Genomic DNA, 13,256 nt, shown 5'->3' on the forward strand with positions numbered 1-13,256 from the left:
TCCGCACGCAAGAAAAAATCCGTCTCGTGGACGCTGTATTCCTCGTGAGAGCCGGAGATAACGGTGCAGCACCGAATGCGTGGCCGAGGTTTCAAATGAAAAATTCAAGGATCCGCCTTCCGGATTAAATCCCCAGGCAATTGCCATTCCTTCCAGCAATGTGGATTTTCCTGTTCCGTTCTCCCCGACAATAAAGGTTACGGGCTTGCGAAAAGAAAGCTGGGTAAAAGGGCGGATAGCAGCGAGGGCAAAGGGGTATTCATGAAAGGATGGTACTTGTTCGCGCAGCAATGTTATATGCCGCAAATAGAGCGGCAATGGATCGAGACCGAAGTTCATATTCATATCACTCCTTGGCAGTTGAGTCTTCCCGCGGTACACTGTTAAAAAGCGGTATTCCCATTTCTGAATGCGTCAGATAAGCGTTCATGTAGATCATTTATCTGAATTTATGTAGATAGGTAGCCGTGAATATAGAATATTATCTATTATTGTGAACAGGGAGGGCAACTACGATGTCAATGCCTGCGGGACAACCCACTACTCTCAAAGTTAATGGGCGGAATGAACAGAACAACAGAATCGAAACCGCTACATTTGCAGGAGGATGCTTCTGGTGCATGGTTAAGCCGTTTGATCAGTGGGAGGGCGTGCATCGCATCGTATCCGGATATACGGGCGGACACATTTCCAATCCATCCTATGAACAAGTTAAATCGCAGACTAGCGGCCATCTGGAGGCCGTACAAATCACGTATGATCCAGACATCATTTCTTATGAGACTATTCTCGATCTGTACTGGATGCAAATCGACCCCACGGATGACGGAGGTCAGTTCCACGATCGCGGGGAATCTTATACGACTGCCATCTTCACGCATACCGATGAGCAGCGCCGCTTGGCGGAGGCATCCAAGGCCGCGCTGGATACAAGCGGCCGTTTCGATAAGTCCATTATCACATCTATTCGCAATGCCACTCCATTTTATCCCGCGGAGGACCATCATCAGGACTATTATCGCAAAGAGCCGGAACATTATAAGGCGGATCGTGCCAAGTCTGGTCGTGACGAATTCATTGCTCAGCACTGGAACATGTCCAATTAGAGCTATGTTGCATTAATGGAAGGTATTCCACTAACCACATATAACGAGGTGAACACATTAGACTTTGGCCTCCGCTCTCAGATTGAAACAGCCGCCCAAGCAAAGAGCTGGGGCGGCTGTTTCGATTACAGGCATCTATATAGGTTGAACAATGGCTACTTGCTATTCGTGCATGATAACACCTTTTGTCACATTCAGCTGAGGATAGCGCGACATGATGTCCGGCAACTCTCCCATACGGAAGCGATGGCTGATAAGCGGCTCGATGCGTACAATTCCTTGCGCAATAAGCGTAATTGCTTCCTCGTGTGTGTATGGATTGATGAACGATCCCATAATGCGCAGCTCTTTGCTGAAAATTTCGAATGGTGAAATGCTCACGCGTGCCTCCGGGGCAGCGACGCCGAAGAGCAGCACCTGGCCGCCTTTGCGTGCAGCTGCACATGCCAACTCAACTGACTCAGACCGGCCGACGCATTCGATAACGACGTCTGCAGAGTTCCGCAGCTCGTCCGCTCCTCCATCTATTGGCGATACAACCGCATGTGCGCCGAGTGCCAGCAGCGACCCATGCTTCTGCACAACCGGCTCAATGACGGTAATGCGTGCAACACCAGCAGCTTTGACAAGCTGCAGGAACAGCTGGCCAATGAAGCCGCCACCCGCAATGATCACGTGCTGATTCGCTCGCAGCTCAAGCTTCTTGAACCCATGCAGCACGCAGCCGAGCGGCTCGACCATCGCTCCTTCCAGCAAGCTTACCTGTTCCGGCAGCTTGTAGCAGTTGGTGGCGGGAACGATGCATCGTTCACCCATGCCGCCATCCCGTGTCACGCCAACAGCCTGCAGATGATCACACAGGTGAGCACGTCCCCCGCGGCAATATTCACATGATCCGCAATACATATTCGGATCAACCGACACCCGATTACCTGGCTGCATATTCACAACATTCTCACCTACAGCCTCGACTGTTCCGGCCAGTTCATGCCCGAGCACGATCGGCGGCGTTACCTCCGCTGATCCCGGATGACCATGATAAATATGCTGATCGGTGCCGCAAATTCCGCAGCAAGCGACCCGCAGTCGTACCTCATCCTTGCCAAGCTGGCGTTCGTCCCATTCTGTAACTTCTATGGTTTTTGTTCCACGAAGAACTGCCGCCTTCATGCTCCTCATCCCTTTTCTCAAAATAATGTCGTTATACTGTTACTAGCCACGCTGTTCTCGCCATTGTTATCTGGCGCTATCTACAACTTCATTCAATGCAGATACACGCAGCGTATTCCAAGGAATGCTCTTTCCTTCGGATTGTGAGACTTGTATTTCCTTCACATGTCCAGGCAGAAGATCGAAGAAATTGTCGCTCAGCACGATCCATTCCTCATCGAGCTCGATCTTGACCATGCGCGCAACACGATCCGCACTTATACGGATAACGCTCGCTGCCTCATCCGCTTCAACCTTAAGCTTCACTGTATTGAAGCGCATGTCCTTGTAATCGCGAAAATAAACGAAATTATCCTCCAGCAAGCCATTCACAGAGGACAAGACGCATATGACTTCTGTCGGATCGGCCCCATTCGTCAGCTCCGCCTCGGACAGCACGGCAGCCTGTAATTTGCTGTTCGCCGCTACGGACACATCGAAGCTGTATTCACTCAGTACCGTTCCATCCATCATATATACGGTCAGGCGAACTGTATCCTCATAAGCTTCCAATCGATCGTTCAGCACCCACAGACTGAGATCCTGTCCAGCGTCGTGATCCGCTGTCAGCAGCACAGGCGCAAAGAACTTGCGAGCGTAATGATACGATGCCTTCGGCAGTCCATAGTAATCGATGACCGACCAGCTCGTACCTGGCCAGCAGTCGTTCAGCTGCCAGAATAATGCGCCACTCGTATCCGGCTTATTGCGGCGGTAATGTTCAATACCGTATCTCAAGCCTTCAGCCTGCGTCAGCATAGAGTAGTTCATATATTCCTCTATATTTGTAGGCGCGCCCGTATATCCTTCCATAAGGAGAATGCCTTTTGGATGATGGATATCCTTATTGCGGTACATCATCTCTTCGCTGCCCCAGAAGAATTGGTTCTCCGGAATATTACGATGCAGCGTATAGCGGTTGGAAGATGCGTGCATACCGAATTCACTTGCGAACTTCGTCGTATCGCCTTTGAACTTTTTGAATGACAATCCCTCTACGCTATAGTCCTGCACCTGCGGCTGACCAAACACACGCGGCTCGATGTTGCCGTGCCATACTTGCCAGTTATGAGTGTCTCCAACCTCACGGGAATTATGGTCGTTGCCCCCGTACGGCGAGCTCGGCCAGAACGTGCGCGTCGGATCAAGCGTCTCCAGCAGAGCTGGCATCAATTCGTGATATATTTTCTCACCATAGAATGGATGCGGAATTTCACCACTTGAATACAGCGCCTCGTACAGCCAGTCGTTCTCGTTATTGCCGCACCACAACGCGAGGCAAGTCCGGCTGCGCAGCCGCTTGACGACCTGATCGATTTCTCGTCGCACATTGTCCATAAAGTTGCGGTTATAGTCCGGATAGAGCGCACAGGCGAACATAAAGTCCTGCCATACGAGCAGGCCAAGCCGATCGCACTCGTCATAGAAAATGTCACGCTCGTAGAAGCCGCCGCCCCACACGCGCAGCATATTCATATTGGCCTCTACCGACATGCGAATTAGCCGTGTATACCGGTCATCCGGCACTGCAGCAATGAAGCTGTCGATTGGAATCCAGTTCGCGCCCTTCGCGAACAGCTTCACACCGTTGAGCATGAACGTGAAGGCATGCTCCCCTGCTTCGTTGTACAGCATCAATTCCAGCGTGCGAATACCGAACTGCTGCTGCCATGTGTCAACTGCTTCGCTGCCACTCCGAAGCGTTACCTTTAACTGGTACAAGTAAGGTTCACCCAGATCATGTGTCCACCATAGCGTCGGATTCGGGACATGCAGACGCACGTCACCGAATCGTCCTTGCGCGCAAATGGCACCGTCTTGTATGAAGCCCAGGCCGTGGTCAAGCGGAATCGATTGCGACGCGACAGGATTCCCTTGCGCATCAAGCAATTCTACTTCTGCGAGGAATGCCTCGCTACGGTCGAACACCCGCGCATCGACAGTCACGTCTACAACTGCTTCCCCGTCCTTCACTTCTGACGTACGTGCAAACACGTTGTCTACATAGCCATGGCGGCGCTTGACGAGATGAACGTCCTTCCAGATACCCGCGCAGACAAGACGCGGTCCCCAGTCCCAGCCATAGTGGCTTTGTGCTTTCCGCGTCCAAATCCGCTTTTTGCTGAACCCGGACCAGTAATACTGAATTTTGTCTTTGGCATACAAATGAACCGGATCGATCTTAACCGCCAACACGTTCTTACCCTTATTAAGCTCTCTTGTTACCTCGAACGAGTGGCTAATGAACATATTGTCTGTCGAGCCCAACTCGACTCCGTTCAGATAGACGGTTGCAAACGTATCAAGCCCCTCAAACACAAGCTCCATCCGCTCTCCAGCTTCCCGTTCGCCGTCCCAAGTGAACACCGTGCGGTACCACCACACCTTCTCCTCGACCCAGCGGCACTTCTGGTCGTTATGCCCATAGAACGGATCATCAATAATGTTTCTTTCGATTAAGGTCGTATGCACATCGCCAGGCACCTGCGTCGTCATCCAGAAATAATCGATATAGTCAGGGGAGGCTACCTCTAAGTCACGCGCTTCGCCAACGTTGAAATCGCGCAGCTTCCAGTTATCAGTTAATCTCATCTCGTGCTCCTATTCAGAAAGCGCCAAAACCTTCTGGTTTTGGCGCTTTAACGTTTCTTTGTTCTAAATTCGTTTATAAGTATGTTAAACTGTCCAAAATTTCTTTGACGCTTAGCTCAGCGCAGGCCATCGATGTATCTGCTACGCCATAGTACATCTTCACCGTGTCGCCTTCTATGATAGCTCCGCAAGAAAAGACGACATCGCCGAAGAAGCCATTCTTCTCATAATCCGCTTCCGGCTCCATCACTGGCTTATCGGAACGGGCAATTACCTTCGTCGGATCATTCAAGTCCAGCAGAACGGCGCCCATGCAATAACGATGATCCTTCGTCGCTCCATGGTACAGCTCCAGCCATCCCTTCTCTGTCTTGAACGGCACAGCGCCGCCGCCCATGCGGCCGCCATCCCACATGCCCGGACGCAAGCCAGCCAGATGGTGATGATTGCCCCAGTACAGCAAGTTATCCGATTCTGCAATCCAAATTTCAGGGTTGCCGATGCTCTTCATCGTCGGACGGTGCAGCGCATAATATTTGCCGTTGATTTGTTCCGGGAAAATAAGCACGTCCTTATTGTCTGGGCCGAAAATCATTCCGTGATGCGTCACGTTCACGAAGTCCTTCGTCGATACCATTGATTCACCGATTCCTACCGGGGATACGGCGGAGAAATAGATATAGTACGTATCGCCAATCTGCGTTACCCGTGGATCTTCAATACCGAACGTCTCCAATTCCGTAGACGGATATACAAATGGCGCTTCATCGATTATAAAGTTATGTCCATCTTTACTGCGCGCAATGCGAATATAAGAAATCGAAGTCAAATATTCGAAAGTCGCGTTCAGTGTCTTGTTGCGGATCACACGCGGATCCGAGAAATCATAGCGTTCATCATCTATGCGAAGATCAATAATGTCCAGCTTCTTCGTTTCTGGATTGAACAGAGGTGCCTTTACGATGTTCGGATCATTGCTGATCGGACGCTCCGCTACACGCAGAAGCAACAGCACTTCGCCATTATAGGTTGCAACGCCCGCGTTGAACGCACCAATGACTTCGAAGTCGTCACGGTGTGGCTTGACGTCAGCTGGCGTAATGATCGGATTTTCTTCATAACGATAGATATTCATATTGTAGACTCCTTAAGCTGTAAAATAGTAAATACTATTATGCCTGTTCAAACTCTTGAAACGGATCCGCTATCGTCAAACGATGTGCTTCTGCATCACTTATGCCGGCATACAGCACTGCCGTACCATCTCCGTTGCGCACGAGTCCACCGCTGAATACGACATCTACAAGATCAGTACGCTTCGCGGCACCTGGCAAGAATTTATTGCGAACAGCGATGAGCTTGATATCGGAATACTTGCCCGTTGCAGGGTCGAGAACAAATACCATCGGGTAATAGTGACGATCCCCTTGTGCATCGAAGTTGGCGATATGACCAAGTACACCGATTCGACCATCGCTTAGCAGGTGCGCTTCGTTAGCGCCTCCCCACTCTTCGTCAATGAATTGTCCGTCAAGCAGCGAAGTATTGTTAATCAGCTCAATGGATAGATCCTCCAAGCGATTCACACGAGAATAGCCAATTTTTCCACGGCCGCCTTTTTCTCCTTGTGGGCGGGTAAAGACGCCAACGCTGCCATCTTGAAGCTCAACAATGCGCAAATCCTTCATTCCGTTCGGTCCCTTGAAGAAAGGCTTCAGCTCTGCGATGCTCTTCCCTTTGTAGAACACTGTGCGCCACATAAGCGCGTTCTCCTGTGTCGGATGCGGATAAATTTGCACACCGCCGAGTACGAGCTCGCCGCCGATTCGCGTTTGAAACGGATCCTGAAGTTCGAATGTTGGTGCACCTTCACGCGGTACCCATTCCCCGTTCTGTTCAACAAAGAAAAGAACTTCGGAAAATTCGCTGTCACGTGATTCGACGCGTCCAGCAATGACCAGTTCACCTGCATCTTCAAATGGAGCCGTAATATTGTATACGTCCTTGTCGCCAACCCCGGTAAACGACAGCTTCTCTGCGTTCTGTGCCAGCTGGTTATGCGCCATATATTCCTGCAGTAGGATTTCACACGTCTTTACACTGCCTTTGATTAATTCCATGACGGACATATCTCCTTCATTAGTTAGTCTCGCTTATCCAGACGACCGCTTCATACGGACGAAGGATGAATGAACCGAAATCTTCTGCCGTTTCACGATAATTCGATAAGGCCAAGTACGGGTTACCTGCTATTCGAAGGCCAGACGACAGCGCCAATGTCTTCGCACCGAAGTTAAGCGCCACGAGTGCTTCTTCGCCAGCTGCGCGCCTAACGTATAGCAACGTGTCTTCACGCCGCTCCATCAAGGCATAATAGCCTCCATAAAGTGCCGGATGCCGGCGCCGGAGTGCGATTAGCTTCCGATAAAATTGATAAATAGAATCTGGACGCTGCTTCTCTGCTCTTACGTTCAACAGACGATGCTGCGGCCCCATGCCAATCCATGGCTCAGCATCCGAGAAGCCGCCGAATTTCTCCTCCGTCCATTGCATCGGCGTACGGGATTTGTCCCGGCACTTCGCATTGGCCATATGCAGCGCCTCTTCGGAGGACTTGCCGTTCGCAAGCGCCAGCTGATACGCGGTCAGCCCCTGAACGTCACGCATATCCTCGATTGTCTCAGCCACGAAATCGCGCATCCCAATCTCGTCACCGTAATAGAGAAACGGCACACCCTTTGCGGTCAACATCAGCGTGGCGATCAGCTTCGCACGTTTCTCCTCCAGCTCTGGATTTCCATCGCCGAACCGTGAAATGTGCCGCGGCATGTCGTGGCTGCTAAAGAATAGCGTCGGCACTTGATCAGATGCATGAACCTCTTCCATCTTCTGCAACTCTGTATAGAGACGATCGAACGAGAATGTCTCCTGACTGCCTAGATTGAAGTTGAATACGACGTCAAGCAACCCTTTGCCGCTATAACGGCTCAATACGTCCATATCCTCCGAGCCGATCTCGCCAACCATGAATGCCCCTTCCCGTTCATGCACGTACGCGCATATCTCGGCAATCGCATCCAAGATGCCGGCTTGGTCCTTATCGTGCACATGCTGCTGCTCGCCTGCCGCATCGTACGGATTATCAAGAAATTCTCCGGATACTTTCAAGAAGTTAATGACATCGAGACGGAAACCGTTGATGCCCTTATCAAGCCAAAAACCCATAACTTCCTTCATCGCCGTGCGTACGTCAGGATTGGCCCAATTCAAGTCGACCTGTTCCTTCGCAAATGCATGGTAATAATATTGTCCCGTCGATTCGTCATACTCCCACGCGAGCCCGCCGAAGAACGATTCCCAATTGTTAGGTACATCCCCTTCGACTGGATCTTTCCATATATACCAATCGCGCTTCGGATTCGTCTGCGATGATCGAGATTCTTTAAACCACGGATGCTCCACAGACGTATGATTCAGTACAAGGTCAACGATGACCTTGAAACCGCGATCATGCGCCTCACGAATGAAAGTGTCGAAATCGACCATCGTTCCGTAGTCCGGATCGATGGTCGTATAATCGGCGATATCATAGCCATTGTCCACCTTGGGCGATAGATAGAAAGGCGTCAGCCATAAGCCTTCGACGCCGAGCTCCTGAAGCTCGTCAAGCTTGGATACAATACCAGCAAAGTCTCCTATTCCATCACCGTTTCCATCACAAAAGCTCGGCATATAGATTTCATAAAACACGGCAGATTTCCACCAAGGTGTCTCCACTTTCTCCACTCCCATTACGTAGTCCATACGGTTACTTCAGGCTGAATTGCATACCTTCTTTGAACTTTTTGCCGAACACGAGGAACATGATTATAATCGGAAGCGTCAACAGCACCGACGCGGCATACAGCGGACCTGGATAACCGCCATAAGGGCCGAACATTTGCGACAAAAGCACGTTCAGCGTCAGCATATTGTCACTGCGTACAACGATCATATCCCACAGCAATTCTGTCCAGCGCTCCATGAGCAGGAACAAGAAGATAACCGCAGTAATCGACTTCGACATTGGCATCATGATGCGATACAAAATCTTGAAGTCGGACGCTCCATCCAGCTTCGCCGCCTCGATGAATACCGTTGGAATTGCCTTGAAAAAGTTCGTATACATGAAAATTGCCCATAGGCTGATCGCTTTGGGAATAATCATTGCCCAGTACGTATCATACAAACCGATCTTCTGGATGACGAGGAAGTTCGGGATGAGCAGGATGATCGCCGGAAAGAACATATGGAACAAGACGAAATTGTTCACTGTGTCCCGCCCCTTGAAATTCAGCTTCGACAACGCGTAAGCTACCATGACGCCGAAGAGCATCATGAGTGCCGTCGATACAACCGAAACGATCACGCTGTTCAGGAAAGCATTCAGCCATGGACGAGCAATTCCAGACTCACCGCCGGTAAATAGCCACTCGTACGATTTCAGGGAGAAGCTGCCCGGTATAAGTTTTCGGTCAACCTGCGACCAATCAGCGAACGAGTTTAATACCATGTACAAATAGGGATATACCATGACCAGAAGCAGGAGCGTTGCTACGATGTAACGAACCGTCAAACGGAATTTGTTGTTTTGTTTAGACCCAACCATTTCGTTTACCCCACGTTTCCAGCAGTTTTTTAATGATGAAAATTGAAATGAACGTAACTACAGATGCTAGTATCGCAACTGCGGAAGCGTAGCCCGCCTGTAAGTTCTTGAACGCTTGGGTATAAATCTCCATCTGCCAAGTGTTCGTAGCGAAGTTCGGTCCTCCGCCCGTCAATTGGTAAACCTCTGTAAAAATACCGAAGGTAACGCCAAACGCCAAAATCAGTGTTGTATACATTGCAGGGTATAGTAACGGTAACGTGATCTTCCAGAAGCGTTGTCGATCCGTAACTCCGTCGATCGCTGCTGCTTCATATACTTCCTTATCAATGCTTTCGAGTCCGGATGTAAGAATAAGCGCATAATATCCGGTAAATTTCCAAGCGATGATGAGCGCTACGAGACACAGCGCCGATAGCGGTGAGCCAAGCCAGTTGATGTCAAGTCCAAAGTTGTTGCGTAGAAAAACATTCACCGGACTGTTAAAGGAAAGGAAGCCCTTCACGATAAGCGATGCCACGACACCCGATGATAAGTACGGCAAAAAGAAGCCAATTAAATAAAGACTGCGGAACTTCGGCAATCCTTGTACAAGCACGGCTACTCCGAGTGACATTATGGTAACGAGCGGCACAAACACAATCATGAATTTATACGTTACCCAAAATGCCGATACTACACCTGGCGATGACAGAGCCTTAATGAAGTTTTTAAAGCCGACAATATCGTATTCTGGTGCGATTAAATCCCAGTTCGTGAATGACAGAAAGAGGGACCATATTAACGGTCCCAAGAAAAATACAAGACCATAAATGAGGTAGGGACTGGTGAATAACCAGCCCAACCGATTATTTTGCTTATCAACCATTATTGAAGTTCCCCTTCAATTGCCTTTTTCATATTATCCCATGCAGTCTTCGGATCGATTTCGCCTCTGACTACCTTGTTGAAAGCCTCTTGTCCAATAATTGTCTGTAATTCGTTGTACCGTGGGTTGTCGATTGCCGGAACACCATGCGGAACGGATTTTGCATACAATTCAAGTCCAGGCGATTTTTGCATAATATTTTTGAATTCTGGCAACTCAGCCAAATCGTCGCGCGCCGGAGGCAAGTTCGTCTTCTCGAACCATGTCGCGTCGTGCTTCGCATCGGAGTATACCCATTTGAGGAACTCGGCAGCCGCTTCCTGCTGCTCCTTCGGCACACTGGAGAAAATAACGAGACCTTTCGCATCAGAGAACGTCTTCGCTTCCGCAGGATTCATTCCGTCCGGAACGGGAGGAAGAGTGAGCGTATACGTCTCATTGAATTTCATTTCTGGGAATCTTTCAGCCCAATAGTTGAATGTCCATGGTCCAAGATCCGTAAAGATACCTGTTCCTGTTTCAAACGGATCAGTTACGTTTTTCGAGAGAATTGCGTTTTCTTTACGCAGATTGTCTACAAACTCCAGCGTTTTGACCCCTGCTGCTTCATCTCCGACAAATTTGTTGCCGTCAATAAACTTGTTGCCGTCAGATGATGCGTTATATAGCATAAAGAAGTCGAACCAGCGTTTCCAAGGGGTAGGATCCACTAAATCTGCGCCTTTGCCCCATACATATTTATCCGGGTATTTCGCTTTCAGCTTCTTCGCTACATCCAACACTTCGCTATACGTCTTCGGCGCCTCGTTATAGCCAAGCTCCTTTAGAATGTCAATGCGCCAGCCGAACAACATCGGGTTGGAGTAAATCGGAAGCACGTATTGATTATCATCAGCAAATTTCCAAGGCTCGAGCGTTTTCTCCATATTGCGGCTCGACACGATATCATTGAACTGCGGTAACGAATTCAGTGGAACAAGCGCTTTACTCTTCGCTAACTGAGCTGCGAAGCCGCGATTGATGTTCTCCGAAATAGCCGGAGCGTTCCCCCCTGCAATTGCCGCCTGAATGCTCGCTTCCGAGCTTGGCGATTCTTTAATGGCAGATACATTGATTTTAATCTTCGGATTAACAGCCTCATATTCCTTGGCCATTTCCATCCAGTAAGCTTGCTGTGGCGGATTCGGTGCCGCCCAAAGCTCAATCGTCGTTACTCCGTCTGCACCTTCCTTCGTTGCCCCTTTTCCGCAAGCAGCCAAGAGAGAGAAGACCATCGTAAGAATCAGCAATACTGACAGTTTCTTTTTCATTGAAACAAACCTCCTGTAGATGGTGTAATAACCAAATGGAACATTACAAAATATCTTGTAATGTTAATAAATAAGGTTACAATAACAACATGAAAGCGTTTGTATTAACATTATTATTCAAATTAATACCCTTGTCAATCTACAAACAATGGATATTATGTACAATCATCTTTATTCACATGAGTTATTCAACTTAACAATAATATTTTGTAACGTTATAATAAAAATTGTAATGTTGTACTGTTTTGGATTGATTTCTGGCATAATTTCATATAGTCAAACTCATGAATAAACCATCTATTCGCTAGAATTGATTATTTATTACAAAATCATTCAAGTTTTTCTTAAATATTTTGATGCCTTACAGTTATGATAATGAATGAAAGGAAGGGCGAACCTATTTATGAGAACGAAAATAACGATGCAGGATATTGCTGATTTTCTCCATATTTCAAAAAACTCCGTATCCCAAGCTCTTTCCGGGAAAGATGGCGTCAGCGAAGAAACGCGTCGACTGATTATTGAAACAGCGGAAAGAATGGGTTATGAGTATCCTTCTGCACGTAAGAAACGACTATCTGAACAATCCGGCAACATCGCACTCATTGCTTCGGATTTCGCATTTGCGCAAAAAAGTTTCTTTGGGGAGATATATTTGAGTGTAGAACAGGAAACGAGGAGACGCAGCAAACATCTGCTTATTCAATCCATAAATGAAGAAACGGAGCGCGAGCTTGTATTGCCTCTTTTTTTGGAAAATAAGGATGTGGATGGTATTATAATCTTGTCACACCTCAGCACATCTTATACCAATGCGGTTATTGCAACTGGAATACCGACAGTGCTCATTGATCACCACCATCCCGCTATTCACGCGGACTGCATCCTAACAAACAATCGCTTCAGCGCTTACGAAGCCGTTCAGCATCTATACGATTTAGGGCATCGGCATATCGGCTTTATGGGGAATATCAGTTTCTCGCCGAGCTATCATGAGCGGTTAGATGGATATCGATTAGCACTTCACGATAAGGGCATCGCCGAGAATCCAGAGTGGATTGTGAAGGATGCACTCGAGGAACCCAAATATGTAATGCAGACGATGAAATCTATAGGTACTCAACCGACTGCTTGGTTTTGTGTTAACGATGGTCTTGGATTTCTCCTTAACTCAACTCTTCATCAGCTCGGCTTCCAAGTGCCGAAAGACATATCTATTTGCAGTTTTGACAATGGCCAGTTGTCTCGTTTAGCCACGCCGATGACAACCACAATGGGGATTGATCTCAACCAATTTGGTCGCAAAGCTGTCGAACGACTTTTCTGGCGCATGGAACACAAGCATGAGCCATATATGGAATTACTGCTACCAACGAAGCTCATCGTACGCGAATCGACAGCCTCTGCCAAGAGGTAATCGAAGGCTTCGTAGCAGAAGGGGAAGGCATCACTTATTCCTAACAGCCTCGAACATTCGAATAAAAAGGGGCTGTTCCAAAAGTCTAGAGCGACTTGGGACAACC

At 48.6% G+C, this 13,256-nt stretch carries 11 protein-coding genes; 2 read left to right on the top strand and 9 right to left on the bottom strand.

What is annotated here, in order from left to right:
• A partial coding sequence (locus AZ66_RS06875; protein WP_044354152.1) for an AAA family ATPase occupies window positions 1–339 on the bottom strand: 339 nt, incomplete at its 3' end.
• 182 nt (window positions 340–521) lie between these two features.
• Between AZ66_RS06875 and msrA the strand changes: the two genes are divergently transcribed.
• A complete protein-coding gene (gene msrA, locus AZ66_RS06880) occupies window positions 522–1,106 on the top strand; it encodes a peptide-methionine (S)-S-oxide reductase MsrA (protein WP_175400461.1) in 585 nt (194 codons plus the stop codon).
• Window positions 1,107–1,268: 162 nt separating this feature from the next.
• On the opposite strand, the gene AZ66_RS06885 is transcribed toward msrA, so the two are convergent.
• From AZ66_RS06885 to AZ66_RS06920, 8 genes are all read right to left on the bottom strand, one after another.
• Window positions 1,269–2,276 (bottom strand): zinc-dependent alcohol dehydrogenase family protein, encoded by a 1,008-nt coding sequence (locus AZ66_RS06885; RefSeq protein ID WP_044354153.1) that lies wholly within the window; start codon window positions 2,274–2,276, stop codon window positions 1,269–1,271.
• A gap of 66 nt (window positions 2,277–2,342) precedes the next feature.
• Window positions 2,343–4,907, bottom strand: a complete 2,565-nt coding sequence (locus tag AZ66_RS06890; RefSeq protein WP_044354154.1) for a beta-mannosidase — start codon at window positions 4,905–4,907, stop codon at window positions 2,343–2,345.
• A 73-nt stretch (window positions 4,908–4,980) separates the two neighbouring features.
• Entirely contained in the window at window positions 4,981–6,042 is a 1,062-nt protein-coding gene (locus tag AZ66_RS06895; RefSeq protein WP_044354155.1) for a BtaManbiosPhlase, read from the bottom strand.
• A 37-nt stretch (window positions 6,043–6,079) separates the two neighbouring features.
• A complete protein-coding gene (locus AZ66_RS06900; RefSeq protein WP_044354156.1) occupies window positions 6,080–7,027 on the bottom strand; it encodes an MTP-1 family protein in 948 nt (315 codons plus the stop codon).
• Window positions 7,028–7,046: 19 nt separating this feature from the next.
• A complete protein-coding gene (locus AZ66_RS06905; RefSeq protein WP_156159922.1) occupies window positions 7,047–8,684 on the bottom strand; it encodes an alpha-glucosidase in 1,638 nt (545 codons plus the stop codon).
• A 31-nt stretch (window positions 8,685–8,715) separates the two neighbouring features.
• The gene (locus AZ66_RS06910) at window positions 8,716–9,555 is read right to left on the bottom strand and encodes a carbohydrate ABC transporter permease (RefSeq protein ID WP_044354158.1); all 840 of its coding nucleotides are present in this window, start codon (window positions 9,553–9,555) and stop codon (window positions 8,716–8,718) included.
• Window positions 9,542–10,423 carry a carbohydrate ABC transporter permease gene (locus tag AZ66_RS06915; protein ID WP_044354159.1) on the bottom strand — a complete coding sequence of 294 codons (882 nt, stop codon included), beginning with the start codon at window positions 10,421–10,423 and terminating at the stop codon, window positions 9,542–9,544. The genes AZ66_RS06910 and AZ66_RS06915 overlap by 14 nt, the downstream gene beginning before the upstream one ends.
• Window positions 10,423–11,733: an ABC transporter substrate-binding protein gene (locus tag AZ66_RS06920; RefSeq protein ID WP_044354161.1), complete on the bottom strand. Its 1,311-nt coding sequence runs from the start codon at window positions 11,731–11,733 to the stop codon at window positions 10,423–10,425. Before AZ66_RS06920 ends, AZ66_RS06915 begins: the two co-directional genes overlap by 1 nt.
• Window positions 11,734–12,136: 403 nt before the next feature.
• On the opposite strand from AZ66_RS06920, the gene AZ66_RS06925 reads away from it, so the two are divergent.
• Entirely contained in the window at window positions 12,137–13,150 is a 1,014-nt protein-coding gene (locus tag AZ66_RS06925; protein ID WP_044354163.1) for a LacI family DNA-binding transcriptional regulator, read from the top strand.
• Window positions 13,151–13,256 lie beyond the last annotated feature (106 nt).

It is taken from the genome of Paenibacillus sp. E194 (assembly GCF_000935845.1).
GTDB lineage: Bacteria > Bacillota > Bacilli > Paenibacillales > Paenibacillaceae > Paenibacillus_B > Paenibacillus_B alvei_B.